Source organism: Microcoleus sp. N9_B4 (assembly GCF_036701635.1).
Classification (GTDB): domain Bacteria; phylum Cyanobacteriota; class Cyanobacteriia; order Cyanobacteriales; family Microcoleaceae; genus Microcoleus.
This window is the reverse complement of sequence record NZ_JAUBRC010000001.1, coordinates 134,288-148,365: the sequence shown is the minus strand read 5'-3', so window position 1 is coordinate 148,365 and position 14,078 is coordinate 134,288. Positions and strand designations below refer to the sequence as shown.

The following is a 14,078-nucleotide window of genomic DNA, read 5'->3' as shown; positions in this document are numbered from 1 at the left end:
TTTGACCGCAGATGTGGGCGGATTGACGCAGATTAACGCAGATTTTTTGAGATTACCGACTTTTTTAAGAAGTTGGTAATCTGGGTATTTTTTTTAGCAGCCGCCTGTTAACTTGATATAAGTTACAGGATAGTTAGGATTAGTGGGATTCCCGATTAACCGCTGATTCCTACAGTCCACAAGCAAATCTAACTTCTCCAAAACCACCTGACCAATCAACACCTCATCACCTGTCACCAAAGCATCCTCGGTAGTCCTACGCCCCTCAATTTCAATTAATATAGCCTCCGTTACTCCTACGGTTTCCTGACGACCATCAGCATACTTAACAAGCTGCTGTCCTATAATTCGTAAACCTAGATGCTGTACCATCTCTGCTGAAATTACTAGGTAAACTGATCCTGTATCTACTAGAGCTTTTGTTTCACACTCACGCAACAGCCGAGGCGCAAGCAACCCCCGACTAATTAGAGCTTCATCTATGGCATTGGTCAGCTTTACCTGAGTCTTAACTGCCCCCATGTTCTTAATTCCATCCAATTCTAATTTATTTAATTCTTTCATATTAAATTTCCTTTTAATCTTTTGCTGCTTACATTATACGAGTTCGGCTAACCCAGACGCGATCGCCCCTCATTCCTATATGATTTAAAATTATCACTCAAAACTCAAAACTACTTAATCATGGCTTTCATTTCAATTCGCGGTGTAGAACATTATTACGAGTGGATAACGGCAGATAACAGTGCTGGGCCCAGCGGCAAACCCGTGATGGTATTTCTCCACGGCTGGGCGGGCTCAGCGCGCTACTGGGAAAGCACGGCACGGGCTATTGCTGATGATTTTGATTGTTTGCTCTACGATATGAGAGGTTTTGGTCGATCGCCCTTGCCGAAAGAGCCTCCTGAGTCCAGCTACGAACTCGAAACCTACGCCCGCGATTTAGCGGAATTATTAGAATCTCTGAATTTAAGTCGCGTCTTTCTCAATGCTCACTCCACAGGTGCTTCAATTGCTACTTTATTTCTCAACCTTTACCCCGAAAAAGTAGAAAAAGCAATTCTCACTTGCAGCGGCATTTTTGAATACGATGAAAAAGCCTTTACAACTTTTCACAAATTCGGTGGCTATGTGGTAAAATTTAGACCCTCTTGGTTGGCATCCATCCCGTTTGCCGATCGGCTATTTATGGCCCGGTTTTTGCGCCGTTCCCTGCCCACAGAGGTCAGTCTGGCGTTTCTCAAGGATTTTTTAATGGCAGACGAGCAAGCTGCTATAGGTACAATGGTGACGGCAGTCAGCAAAAGAGCAGCCGAGGAAATGCCCCAAGAATTTGCGCGGCTGAGTGTTCCCACACTGCTTGTTGCCGGAGAATTCGACCAAATTATCCCCGCCGTCATGGGAGAGCAAGCAGCCTCCCTCAGCAAAAAAGTAGAATTTGTTATAATTCCGAATACGGCTCACTTTCCGATGCTGGAGGATGCCGCAACATACTTGCAGCGAATTCGAGACTTTTTGCCAGCAGCGGCTTAGCTGAGTTATTGTTCATCTAATGTACGATCGGACACGCAAGCTTTGAGAACGGCTTTTGCTCCGATCTTAATTTTTAATTTCTAATTTCTTAAAGCGAAAGGTGGTACAATGAACGACCTCGACCAATACTATAAAGTGCTGGGACTGTTGCCGGGAGCTTCCAGAGAAGAAATTAGCCAAGCCTACAAGGATTTAGCGTTCATTTGGCACCCCGATCGCATCCCCAAAGACAATCCCAGACTACTACAGAAAGCTGAAGAAAAGATTAAGGAAATTAATCAAGCTCGCGAAAAATTGCGATCGATTCAACCAAGAGGTCAGAATCAGAACGTTCAGCACAAACATACTCAGCACAAACACACCCAGCAACAAAACACCCAGCACAAACACACCCAACACCAAAACACCCAGCAACAAAACGCTCAGTACAGAAACACTCAGCAACAAAATACCTACCAACAAAACGCTCAGTACAGAAATACTCAGCAACAAAATACCCAGCAACAAAACGCTCAGTACAGAAACACTCAGCAACAAACTACCCAGCAACAAAACGCTCAGCAACAAAATACCCAGCAACAAAATACTCAGTACAGAAACACTCAGCAACAAAACACTCAGTACCAAAACGCTCAGCAACCCAATACTCAGTACCAAAACACTCAGTACCAAAACGCTCAGCAACCCAATACTCAGTACCAAAACACTCAGCAACCCAATACTCAGTACCAAAACACTCAGTACCCAAACAATCCGTACAGAAATACTCAGTATCCAAACACCCAGCACCAAAACACCCAGCCACCACCGGCCACCCCAAAAGAACCCCGATACTCTTCTGAACCCTCTTCAGGAAAATATCCTGGAAATTATGCGGGAAACTATGGGGGAAACCCTGCTGGGCCCTATTCAGAGGCGTCCCGCTACCAATCGCAGCCACCGCCATCTCAGTCTTACCGCCAAGCTGGGCCGCAAGCTCCCGATTTGAGCGGTTCCAACTTCAAAGGAGCTTCCTTAAAAGAAAAGGATTTTTCAGGGAGAAACTTGAGCAATGCAAACCTGAGTGAAGCCGACTTAAGCGATGCTTTTCTACACAACGTCAACCTCACAGGCGCGAATTTGCACCAAGCAAACTTGTTCCGGGCTAATTTGTTAGGAGCTTGTTTGATCAATGCCAACTTGAGAGAAACCAACTTAATCGGAGCCGATTTGAGCGGTGCTGACTTGAGCGGTGCTGACTTAACAGGAGCGAAAATCGGTTACGGCGATCGAGTTATGGTCAAACTTACCCGGACTACATTAACAGGTACAATCTTACCCGACGGTACTGTTCATAGCTAACTTATTTAGTTTTTAGTGAGTGGTTGTAGACGCGGGTTTTACCCGCAATATTTGCTGCAATTCCAAATACAGAAAAATCCGCCCTTTGCGAATTTGGGATAAAAACTTATATACTGTCCGCTAGAACAACTGCAATAAAATTGGTTCGTAGTGAGGGCATTGGTCGTCAGAATTGTATGAGGACTTACATTCCTCGCTGCGTACCCATAAGGCTTAAATTACTTGATATCGTTTCGGGTTGGATCAAAATAATAAAATCAAGTCAACAGTCAACAGTCAACAGTCAACAGTCAACAATCATGAGGAGTGCAAGCGGAATTGATATGACATGATATTACACGATCGCGATCGTACAAACCGAGTTTTTTTACCCGGTTCAACAACTGCAACAAGGTCTTTTGGTTCATCAAACCCCGTTTCTATCTCCAACACGGCTAATCGAGATTCATATTACAGCAGCCGCCAAAATGGTTCCTGTTCTGTTTTTTCCCTCTGCCTTCTTCCCTCTTCCTTCTGCCTTCTGCCTTCTGCCTTCTGCCTTCTGCCTTCTGCCTTCTGCCTTCCCTTATTAATTACTTCCACCACGGCGATTGCGTAACTTTCGTCCAGCAGCCAGCATAGCGCCTCCCGCCATCAAACCCCCCACAGTCATCGGTTCGGGAACCGGCTCAGATTGAACCGTCCCCACGGAACCGCTTTTAATAAATACAGCAGAATCTAAATAGCCATCGCCCACATCTTTAATGCGGATGCTGAGAACATTCGTCTGATTTTGCTTGAGCAAACCCTCAAAACCTAAAACTTTAGTAAAACCGTCGAGCTTAATAATGTTAGCGGCAATACCTGTCAAACTTGGGTTGTCAATATAGTCGGGATGATCTTTAGAGCGATTATATGGATCTGGAACCAGATTATTAATCGTAACTGTTTTTCCGTCGCTCAATTTCGCCAAATTAGTGCCGTTCAGCAGCAGTTCAAAATCGTCATTAAATTCAGAATCGCCGAACTCAGGAAACTCCTCCGAAGCAAATACATATTCAAAGAACAACTTTTCAACCGTGCTATCAGCAAAAAAGCTGAGGTTTAGCTGAGTCAGATCCCCTTGTTCACCCTTAGCACCAAAGTCCGTGCTTAAATCGCTGTCTTGTGTCGTGAAGTTATCTTTCCGATTCTGACCCGGTATATTGGTGACTCTACCAGTGCTCAGAACAACACCTGATGTCAAACCGAAGGGGTCATTAGTGAAAGTACCAAAAGCAGCCGAATTACCCGTAATTGAAACAGAGAAATTACTCAATCCGGCTGTGTTAGTTCCCAACAAATTATTTTTCAAAGTCTCAGTGTTATTAGTTGCTCCTACCGAAAATGCCATGGCTGGCCCTGCCAACAAACTCAGAGCAGTAGTTAATGTAGCTGTTAAGGCAGCAATTTTGTGAGTAATTATCATAAATTTTTCCTGAAAGATACAAACCTGATTATCTGCACAACTTAATTTTTACATTATATAAGTATCAATGTCTAGTGGCTTTACAATAACTTTATATATAAGTGTATTTACGCTTTGTGTGGTTATTTTTTTGGGTAGTTATTGGCAGTTTGTCAGCCTATAAACCTCAGCGCAAAAATACGGAGGCAAAAATACAACTACAGAGAGTAATAATTTTATGACTTACGCACTGGCAACCCAAAAAACCTGGTTTTGATACCGTTGGCGATATCCAAAATGAGTCATGACTCATGACTCATGACTCATGACCTCGCCCAAAAAACGGGGAGCATTTCATATTTGTAAAAACACTTCTTCTGGCTTCTTCCTTCTGACTCTTTCCCCGCGGCAAGAGAGCCTCGCAGCAAGAGAGCCTCAAAACCCTAATTTCTAGCTAGCCTGCTTTCATTGAGATGCTCCCAAAAAACGTATACAAGCCCCAGCTTCCTGTCGTAGAGATATCAAAATTTTTGACCCTAGTTCAACCTCGCAGATTCATCTCTGGAGTAAATCTAAAATCGTTGAGTCGCCGAAGTCTCGCCCCCGTCTAAAATCTAAAATCTCTAATCGACTGACTGTTGACTAAAACCCCCTTGCTTCTCCTTCGCCGCGCCGATCCGCAGCCCCTTCCAACCAACCGTCCGCAGTCAGGACGATCGCATTGGCATTGCCCCAGCCGTCACCTTCGACAATCAGGTGTCCCCGCCGCCGCAACTCCGAAAGCGTCGCAGCCTCAAAACCTCCCTGTTCCACCCTCAGACGATCGGGCTGCCACTGATGGTGTATCCGAGGTGCAGACACAGCATCACCGACATTCATGTCGTAAACCAATACGTTCAGTACAATTTGCAACACCGTGGTAATAATCGTGCTGCCTCCGGGAGCCCCCGCAGCGAGGCGAAATTTGCCATTTTCTGTCACGATGACCGGCGTCATGCTCGATAAAGGAGTCTTCCCCGGGGCGATCGAATTTGCCTCCCCGCCCACCAAACCAAACAAATTCGGCACTCCAGGCGCTGCGGCAAAATCATCCATCTCGTTGTTGAGCAAAATTCCCGTACCCGCGGCCACGACTCCAGCCCCAAAACCGCCATTCACAGTAAACGTTAAGCTTACAACATTGCGCTCTTTGTCAACTACCGTAAGGTGCGTAGTTTCCGGAGACTCCCACAGGAGACGGTTCAAAGTTTCAGCGTCAACAGCCTTTACCTCGCTGGAGGGTCGGGCTTTTGACATTTGGATTTGCGATCGTCTCAATTTGGCATAATTCCTGCTAGTCAGAGCTTTGACCGGTACACTCACAAAATCCGGGTCGCCCAAATACTCAGCCCGATCGGCATAAGCAATCTTCATGCTCTCGGCCAGTAAATGTAGCGTATCTGGACTTTGCCTTCCCAAACTCTTGAGATCCGTATCTCCCAGAATATTCAAGATTTGCAACAAATGAACGCCGCCGGAAGAAGGAGGCGACATCGCGCAAATTTCATAAGTGCGAAAGTTGCCACAAACCGGATTCCGCCAAATCGGCGTATAGTTTTTCAAATCTTCCAGAGTGATAATGCCGCCATTTTTAGCCATATCGGCGGCGATCGCCCGCGCAATGTCCCCGGTATAAAAACTCTGCGGATTTTCAGCAATCTGCCGCAAAGTCCGCGCCAAATCCCGCTGCACCAAAAGCTCACCCGGCTGGTATAAAATGCCACCACGAGTAAAAACCTCCCGCGCCGCCCGGTTTTTTTTGAGCACATCCTGTCGTCGCTCGGTAGCCGTGGTAAACCGCGAACTTACCGGAAAGCCTTTTTCAGCCAGGGCGATCGCCGGAGCCACCACCGCAGCCCAAGGTAACTTACCGTACTCGCGGTGCACCGTATAAAGTCCAGCCACAGTGCCCGGAATACCCGCCGCCAAATGCCCGTCCAGACTTGCCCTTTGGCGCACCTTGCCTTGCTTGTCGAGGTACATATCCCGCGCCGCCCGTTTCGGAGCTCGTTCCCGGAAATCCAGCGCTTGCACAGTCCCCGTTTCCGCCCGTTGCAGCAGCAAAAAACCCCCGCCGCCGATACCCGCCGAAAAAGGCTCCACCACCGAAATCGCCAAAGCCGTAGCAGCCGCCGCATCCACTGCATTGCCGCCCTGTTGCAGCAGGGTCAGCCCTGCAGCGCTCGCCAGAGGGTGAGCCGAAACTACCATCCCCTGTTTGCTGCGCTGCTGCTGCAAGGTTGGCTGTAGCTGCTGCTGGCAGCCACCCAACACCAAGACTGTTAGGCAACAAGTATAAATTCGCACTTTGCTCAAGAACTTTGGCAACATTTTTTACGGGTGAGGCGAGGATTTTTTATAGTATACTTTTAGGAGCATCTTCCCTAAAACCTAGCGGTACTGAGTTCAACCGCAAATAAATTACCTGTTATGGCAGATGGGGAAACGATTTGACCCTGGGAGGCGATCGCGGTACAAGAGGAAGAGAGAAAAGAGGGACAGCTTATGGCAATTTAATAATTAAACAAGTTGAAAAAAGCATCTTTTTTGAGAATATACAGATTTCAACAAAGCTGATGAACGCAGAAAAACGGCGTTGCTGATTTACTGTAGAAAAAACTAAAGATGCAAATCATATAAACAGTATTCACAAAGCTTCGGAATTTTCAATTTATTTGTTTTCATAGCCTGATTAAGCAATGCCCAGCAAAACAATCAGTATTTTAGGTAATTGCTATGACCATGCAACACATAGCAGACTTAGAATAGCACTTTTTGGGCAGTTGTTCGACTGGTGAGTAAATCAATAAAACAGGATTTACCCAATCTTGCTCTCAAGTTGGATTAAATAATTATAATTAGGTTTGTAGTGAGGAATCAAAGTCCTCACTCGCCCGCACATCGCGTAGGAAAAACAATTTTATGCTCAGCGATTAACCCGAATCGAACTGAGTCAATCGATTTGAAATTTGAGATTTTAGATTAAAGAATTGAAGCATTGACCCCACGGATAAATGCGGGGGCTTGTATCCTGGATGCTTTCGGTCAGAAACCCGTTTTTTTTGTAGCTGTATAGTTATCAAAACAATCATTTTGCATGAGACCGGGTTTTTCTGGGTAAGTTCTATTAAAGTAAAAAGATGCGATCGAATTTATGACAACTCCAGTCGCGGGATAAAACCTTCAATCCCTTGCAGCAGAAGCCTTGGTGTCAGAAAAATTCCCCGCCCAATAATAGTCTGCACTCCGGCTGCTAACGGCTGTCCCCTCCTTATGGTAGATAACACTGAGGTCGGTAAGCCTGTTATATTGGCAGTATGTAGGCAAGTTTCGGGAATACTGGTACTTACAGGTAAAGGAGTCAGAGGGTCTGCTTCCAGACTATACTTCGGCCAATCACTACCAAACCACACCTAATGCAAGTTATGAACAGCGAAAAAGTCAGTGTAATCATTCCTGCATTTAATGCCGCCGACACTCTGGCCGAGACAGTTGCCTCCGTACTCAATGGTACCCACAAGAATCTAGAAATTTTAATTGTTGATGACTGCTCTACTGACGCTACTGACAAAGTTGCTGCTAAGCTGGTAGAGCAAGATTCGAGAATTCAATACTTCAGAAATCCCGAAAATTACGGGGTTTCTAAGTCGAGAAATTTAATGATGTATCGCGCCACAGGCGAGTATGTAGCATTTATCGACAGCGACGATACCTGGGAACCCAATAAGTTAGAAGTTTGCCTGAAAATGCTCGCAGACAATCCAGAAGTCAAAGCTGTGGCTCACGCTTTGCGGTATTTAGACAAGCGCGGCAACAAGTTGAGTTACATTCCCACCTATCCTACAACTAAAGCAGAAATGCAGGCGATTAAGGAGACAGGCGAAAGTCCTTGGGTTTTCCCGTCTTCTGTTGTAGTCTATCGCTATATTCTACTCCAAGAAGGCGGGTTTGCAGAAGATTGGCAGGTAGGAGAAGATACAGAGTTATTTACCAAACTTGCTCAAAAGTACGGCTTGCTAGCGGCGACAGAACCTTTGGGAAATTATCGAATTAGAGGGAACTCTCTCACAGATAAGCACTGGCTGAAGAAGCGTATAGCTTCTGATTGTGTCAAGGAAAACCAACTGCGGCGCTTGCGGGGAGAAAAAGAGTTATCGCTCAACGAGTACGAACAGGTACGCTTTAAGAATTTGCCGCTTTTGAAAAAGATTAACAAATTCCGAGAAGTTTTGGCACTGCACTACATGAGAAAGCTGGGACAAAGTTGGTTAAATCGGGAGGTTTTGCCGACTCTTGTTTACGGCGTCGCTACGACGGTGCTAAATCCTCAAGCTACTGTCCACAAGTGGAAATGGATGAAAACTCACGAAAAGTTGAGTCATCAAACGGCAGAAGGTATTGGTCATTCGGCAGAATTAAACCGCCAGCGATCGTCTGAAATCGGGGGGCTGTCCTAAAGGATGTTATAGTTGTATGCGGGTTTAGTCAAGAAATTAGGTGCTGCTAATAACGCCGAATCGAAGCCGATCGCCCAGGGGCTGATTAATAGGCGATAGTGGGGTTTTGAGCCGTATTTGACTGTTAATATTCTGTCGGGTCAATTACCCGCAATACCAGCTACAGCGGCTTGCAGCCGTGCGGGGGGAGACAATATAAAATTTTTTGAAAGTAGCGATCGGATGTTAGCCTTGATTTATTCTGCCACTAGCTTCAAGCCTATACAAGGCGCTAATAGCAGCTTTCCCGCGTCGTGCTATTTGCTGCGAAAACAGTTAGAATAAATAATGTATAAGTAAAAAGGAAAGTTTTGGGAATTAAAAAATGGGTAGCAAACCCCTTTTTGATGCAGAAAATACAAGCAAAAATTTATAAAACATTCTGCCTTTTACCTTTAGAGGACGATCGCCTTTTTACTTTGAATTAGATTGAATTTATGGACTGGCAAGAAATTTCTGGCAATTGGGTATTAATTCCTTCAAGACCGATCGCGATCGTACATTTTCTCGGCGGTGCATTTGTGGCGACAGCACCGCAAGTCACCTATCGCTGGCTGTTAGAGGCTTTGGGGAATCAAGGATATGTTGTAGTCGCAACGCCGTTTGTGAATACTTTGGATCATATTGCGATCGCCCGCGATGTCCTCAACAAATTTGAAAATGCCCTCGATCGCCTGCGCGCCTCTAAATTGCTCAAATCTTCCTATCTCCCCATTTACGGGATGGGACACAGCATGGGATGCAAACTGCACTTGCTGATCGGTTCTGTATTTGACATAGAAAGGGCAGGCAATATTCTGATTTCTTTCAACAATTATGCGGCATCCGAAGCAATCCCGATCGTAGAGCAAATTTCCCCCGTCTTTAACGTTGAGTTTACCCCGTCCCCGCAAGAGACTAATCGCCTCGTCCAAAATAGCTATCAAATCCGGCGCAATCTTTTAGTCAAATTTAACGGCGACAACATCGACCAAACCCTGCTGTTGACCAAACTGCTAAAAGCACGATTTCCCGACATGATTACCGTTCAGACTCTAGCGGGCAACCATCAAACACCGTTAGGTCAAGATGTTAGCTGGCCTGTGGGTCAAATTTTTACGCCCTTCGACGCGATCGGGCAGTGGGTTAAACAAGAAGTGTATCGAGAATTAAATGAATTAAAACGGACAATTCTGCTGTGGCTGAATCCTACGTCCCGCGTTTAAAAGCTTCTAAAGCCTATTAACCCGAGAGTTCCTCCGGCAGTTGCCAACCAAATATCAGCTTCATCGTTCGGGATTAAGACAGGGCGAATAATTTTTGACGATCGACAAACAGTTCCTGCCATCGGGCATTCTCACATAACTCATACTGTCTGCGATGTCTTTGATTAATTTTAGGCCCCGCCCACCCGGAGAGTGAATATCGACTTTTTCCGAAATATCTTTGATTTTTTTCTCTAAATCAAACGGATCGCCCGAGTCCCAAATTTTAATCTCTAAAGAGTCAGCGAACACCGCCACCTGAATGTCAACAGGCAAATCCGCTGGTTTGCCCTTGTGGGCGTGACGCACCGCATTCGTAAAGCCCTCAGCCAAAGCCAACTGACACCTTATCCACACACTTGTAGGAATTCGCGAGTCGTACAATTGTGCAAACCACGACAAAACCCAGCTTAATCCATTCAGACCTGTATTGACTTGAAGATCCGCTTTTTTTAGCATCGGCAACTTTTCGGAACCCTTTAATTCAATCACGCTCACCACACAAGTTCTTCATCGGCCGGTGGGCAAAATACAACGAGACAAAATACAACCAGATAAAATACAACGAGACAAAGTATAACGGCGGCAAAATTGAATGGTTGTTTGAGGATACTAGCTTTGGTGGGCCGTCGATCGATGTCTAATCCACTAATCGGTTAGCCACTATACCATAAATAGCATTTTCATGTCAACCAGCGCCTGTGGCAAATAAAAGTCTATAAAAATTTATATTCTGAGTATAAACTGAGTGAAGTTCGATCGCGCCAAATTTCTATCAAATTTTAACGTAAATTGAACTCAACGACCCGCCGTCAAAAGCAATTACCTCGAAAGCGATGTCAATCAACTATACTCAATCTCAGACAAGGGCGCTGACAGGATATATTTTAAATGACCCCCAGACCTTGAAAAACTTGTAGTACCTAAGTGCCCATGTTTCAAATTCTGGTTATTGACGATGATACGGCTGTTCAAGAACTGCTGAGAAGAACCCTGAAAAAACAGGGTTACGAAGTAACAGTAGCAAGCAATGGCGAAGACGGTGTAGCCCAGGCGCAAAAATTGCGTCCGGCCCTGATAATTTGCGATTGGATCATGCCGCGCTTGACCGGCATCGATGTGTGTCGTCGAGTTAAGGCAGATCCGGATCTGTCAACTACACAATTCTTTTTGTTGACTTCTTTGGGTTCGATCGCCGATCGAGTCAAAGGCCTCGACGCCGGTGCCGACGATTTTATCTCCAAGCCGATCGAACTCAACGAGTTACAGGCAAGAGTACGCGCGGGATTGAGGCTGCACCAACTCAGCCGAGATTTGAAAATAGCCAAGCAAAGTCTGGAAGCAGAACTAGCCGAGGCCGCGGAGTACGTGCAATCGCTGCTGCCAGATCCGATGACGGAACCTTTCAGCATCGAAGCAAAATTCATTCCCTCCCGGCAGTTGGGGGGAGATTGCTTTGACTACAACTGGCTAGATGCCGATTATTTGGCGATTTACTTGCTCGACGTAGCCGGTCACGGTTTGCGGGCGGCGCTGCCTTCGGTGGCCGTGCTGAATTTGCTGCGATCGCGCACGCTCCCCAACATAGACTACTACAAACCCAGCGACGTTTTGCGCGCCCTCAACACCACCTTCCAGATGAGCTACCAAAATGACAAGTATTTCACCATCTGGTACGGCGTTTACAACCGCATTTCTCGCCAGCTAGTTTATGCCAGCGCCGGCCATCCACCCGCAGTGTTGATTTCCCAGTCCCCTGCGAGCACCGCTAAAATCCAGCGATTAAAAACCCCCGGAATGCCGGTCGGGATGTTCCCCGACGCCCCCTATGTCGATAATTGCTGCGATGTCGAGGATTTGAGCACTCTCTACATCTTTAGCGACGGGGTATACGAGATCCACCAACCTGACGGCAATATCTGGGGGCTTGACCCTTTCATCGACCTGTTAGCAGCTTACAACGGTGCAAGTGCCGACCAGTTAGAGCTGGTTTTGAACTACATTCAAAAGTTGAACGCTAAAGCAGTTTTTGATGATGATTGGTCTTTACTCAAGGTAAACTTTGGCTAGCTGACTTCTTGCATTACATCTGTGACCAAATAGCAAGAAGGCAGCAGCCCAAGGATTTAGTTAGTTGAGAGAATTTTGCTATTAAAAGCATCGCGGGTCTGAAATATCTCGAAAACTCGATCCATGCTGGTGAGTTCAAATAAGATGCGGATTTGCTCGTTGATAGAACAGACAACTAATTGACTCCCAGCGGCCCGGACTGTTTTGAGCGCCAAGACTAAAGCGCCTAAACCAGAACTATCCATAAATGTCACATCAGTGAAGTCTATCAATACCACATCGGCTCCCGCTTCCACTAGGTCGCTAATCTCTTGGCGGAATTGACTTGCCTTGGTGCCGTCTAAAATGCCAGAGGGCTGAATAATTTTAACTACAGGACTCATATTTTGCGGTGGGAATGTCAGAATTTCTAGCCAGACTAGGCTAGTATAGCTGCGAGATGGACTCCGATCCAAATAAGAGAGGGGGAAAGTGCCAGAGCCTGAGAGCGGGAGAATAGTTTTGAGTGTAAAAGATGGTGCTCGTCGCGGATCGTAACGCTGATCAGAGTCGCAGCGCTTCGCCGGGAGTGAATTTTGAGAGAAAGACAATCTTTGTTCTGCCGAATGCCCTTCTGGTATTAATCAGACTGGGCTAACTTTGGCGCGGTAGAGTAGTTTGTCGCCTTGTCTGTAGCCTGTGTAGCGGACTTTGACGGGTTCTCCAGGATCTGCTGTTCCTTCCATGAGCTGATGCTGTTGGGGGTTGTAGGGAATCTCGGCTCCGACTGGAGCGATCGACTCCACTCCCCAATGCTCTAATAACTGCTCGACGGGCCGCAGCAGGGGCAGTAGTTTCTGAGCCCGCAAGTTGTGATTTTCCTGAGCTTTGCTCGCAGCAGTCGGCCACTGCAACATCCAAGATTCTAAAATTTGCACGCTAGATAGCTGGAATTCCTGCATCAAAGATTCTCGCTGCTGTTCGATCGAAGCTTGCAGGCGCTGATATTCTTGTTCTAGGGCTGTCGGTGGTGCCTGTTCTAACTCTACATAGTTTGGCGCCAAGGTTGCCAGCAGTTCGGTTAAGGAAATTTGTAAAGCTTGACTGATTTTGAGCAGGATGTCGGCTCGGGTTTGCAGGGCTAAGCCACGACGCAGGCGGCTTAGCTGGATCTCGGAAACTCCCGCTTTTTGGCTGAGTTCTCGATCGCTCGAAAGCCCCGCCTGTTCCATCAGGCGTTGCAGTTGAGGAGCATAATCTGGAATATTGGCAGTCACGAAAAACTCATCCAAATTAATAAATGGACATATTCTCGATCGTAAACTGTCACGAGCCTTAAGGAAATACATCTGTGGGGCGGACTCCCGTGTCCACCCTACAACTTTTTTTGTGGCTATTTGACGGCAACTTTTTCGGCGGCGACTGTTGCAGTTGTCGCAGAAGCTTGCAAATGCGCTTCTAGGAACCACAAACGCTTATCAATTGTCCGCGAAATTTCCGTGTAGAGATCCGCTGTATCGGCGTCGCCGAGTTCACCTGTTGTGTCGATGGCAACTCGCAGGTGTTGGGCGTAGGGTGCGTAGCGATCGGCCAAAGCCGTCACGTATTCTTTGCCGTCTAAAATGTCGAAAGGAAATTCTGGCAGGATCGAATCTGCGGCGGCTGTGCGGGCTGTTCCTACAGCCAAACCACCCAAAGCTGTGACCCGTTCGGCAACTAAATCGATGTATTCTTCGAGTTCTGTTGCCATTTCGTCAAACAGCAAGTGCAACTGGTAGAAGTCCATGCCTTTGACGTTCCAGTGAGCTTGTTTGACTTGAGTTTTTAAGTCCAGAGTCGTTGCCAGCGTGGCGTTGAGCAGCCCGACTACTTGAGAGCGGGTGGCTGCTGACATATCGATGCGGGTCGGGTAAAGATGTTGTTTGTGGTTGTTGGTAGTCATAGGTTTTT

The 14,078-nt window shown here is 46.5% G+C and carries 14 protein-coding genes; 6 read left to right on the top strand and 8 right to left on the bottom strand.

From position 1 onward, the window contains the following. Window positions 1-93 precede the first annotated feature (93 nt). On the bottom strand, window positions 94-564 hold the full coding sequence (locus tag QUA43_RS00620) for an aspartyl protease family protein (protein WP_333370122.1): 471 nt from the start codon (window positions 562-564) through the stop codon (window positions 94-96). A gap of 120 nt (window positions 565-684) precedes the next feature. On the opposite strand from QUA43_RS00620, the gene QUA43_RS00615 reads away from it, so the two are divergent. Both QUA43_RS00615 and QUA43_RS00610 read left to right on the top strand, forming a co-directional pair. Beyond that, on the top strand, window positions 685-1,533 hold the full coding sequence (locus QUA43_RS00615) for an alpha/beta hydrolase (protein ID WP_333370120.1): 849 nt from the start codon (window positions 685-687) through the stop codon (window positions 1,531-1,533). Window positions 1,534-1,641: 108 nt separating this feature from the next. Next, entirely contained in the window at window positions 1,642-2,874 is a 1,233-nt protein-coding gene (locus QUA43_RS00610) for a pentapeptide repeat-containing protein (RefSeq protein WP_333370118.1), read from the top strand. Between the two features lie 450 nt (window positions 2,875-3,324). Here the strand turns inward: QUA43_RS00610 and QUA43_RS00605 are convergent, their stop codons facing one another. The 3 genes from QUA43_RS00605 to ggt all read right to left on the bottom strand — a co-directional run bounded on the left by QUA43_RS00605 (window position 3,325) and on the right by ggt (window position 6,670). Continuing rightward, window positions 3,325-3,459: a hypothetical protein gene (locus tag QUA43_RS00605; protein ID WP_333370117.1), complete on the bottom strand. Its 135-nt coding sequence runs from the start codon at window positions 3,457-3,459 to the stop codon at window positions 3,325-3,327. After that, entirely contained in the window at window positions 3,443-4,321 is an 879-nt protein-coding gene (locus QUA43_RS00600) for a choice-of-anchor L family PEP-CTERM protein (RefSeq protein ID WP_333370115.1), read from the bottom strand. The genes QUA43_RS00605 and QUA43_RS00600 overlap by 17 nt, the downstream gene beginning before the upstream one ends. A 621-nt stretch (window positions 4,322-4,942) precedes the next feature. Further along, entirely contained in the window at window positions 4,943-6,670 is a 1,728-nt protein-coding gene (ggt, locus tag QUA43_RS00595) for a gamma-glutamyltransferase (protein ID WP_333370113.1), read from the bottom strand. 1,094 nt (window positions 6,671-7,764) lie between these two features. Between ggt and QUA43_RS00590 the strand changes: the two genes are divergently transcribed. From QUA43_RS00590 to QUA43_RS00580, 3 genes are all read left to right on the top strand, one after another. Beyond that, the gene (locus QUA43_RS00590; protein ID WP_333370111.1) at window positions 7,765-8,796 is read left to right on the top strand and encodes a glycosyltransferase family 2 protein; all 1,032 of its coding nucleotides are present in this window, start codon (window positions 7,765-7,767) and stop codon (window positions 8,794-8,796) included. Window positions 8,797-8,913: 117 nt separating this feature from the next. Next, a complete protein-coding gene (locus QUA43_RS00585; protein WP_333370109.1) occupies window positions 8,914-9,120 on the top strand; it encodes a hypothetical protein in 207 nt (68 codons plus the stop codon). Window positions 9,121-9,272: 152 nt separating this feature from the next. Continuing rightward, on the top strand, window positions 9,273-10,040 hold the full coding sequence (locus QUA43_RS00580) for a DUF1350 family protein (RefSeq protein ID WP_333370107.1): 768 nt from the start codon (window positions 9,273-9,275) through the stop codon (window positions 10,038-10,040). A 60-nt stretch (window positions 10,041-10,100) separates the two neighbouring features. Here QUA43_RS00580 and QUA43_RS00575 read toward each other — a convergent pair whose 3' ends face one another. Beyond that, window positions 10,101-10,571, bottom strand: a complete 471-nt coding sequence (locus tag QUA43_RS00575; protein ID WP_445301934.1) for an ATP-binding protein — start codon at window positions 10,569-10,571, stop codon at window positions 10,101-10,103. Between the two features lie 441 nt (window positions 10,572-11,012). On the opposite strand from QUA43_RS00575, the gene QUA43_RS00570 reads away from it, so the two are divergent. Next, window positions 11,013-12,149: a SpoIIE family protein phosphatase gene (locus tag QUA43_RS00570; protein WP_333060566.1), complete on the top strand. Its 1,137-nt coding sequence runs from the start codon at window positions 11,013-11,015 to the stop codon at window positions 12,147-12,149. A 56-nt stretch (window positions 12,150-12,205) separates the two neighbouring features. On the opposite strand, the gene QUA43_RS00565 is transcribed toward QUA43_RS00570, so the two are convergent. The 3 genes from QUA43_RS00565 to dps form a co-directional block, all read right to left on the bottom strand. After that, window positions 12,206-12,532 carry an STAS domain-containing protein gene (locus tag QUA43_RS00565; protein ID WP_041623653.1) on the bottom strand — a complete coding sequence of 109 codons (327 nt, stop codon included), beginning with the start codon at window positions 12,530-12,532 and terminating at the stop codon, window positions 12,206-12,208. 240 nt (window positions 12,533-12,772) lie between these two features. Beyond that, window positions 12,773-13,477, bottom strand: a complete 705-nt coding sequence (locus QUA43_RS00560) for a helix-turn-helix domain-containing protein (RefSeq protein ID WP_333370103.1) — start codon at window positions 13,475-13,477, stop codon at window positions 12,773-12,775. 44 nt (window positions 13,478-13,521) lie between these two features. Beyond that, window positions 13,522-14,070: a DNA starvation/stationary phase protection protein Dps gene (gene dps / locus QUA43_RS00555; protein ID WP_333370101.1), complete on the bottom strand. Its 549-nt coding sequence runs from the start codon at window positions 14,068-14,070 to the stop codon at window positions 13,522-13,524. Window positions 14,071-14,078 lie beyond the last annotated feature (8 nt).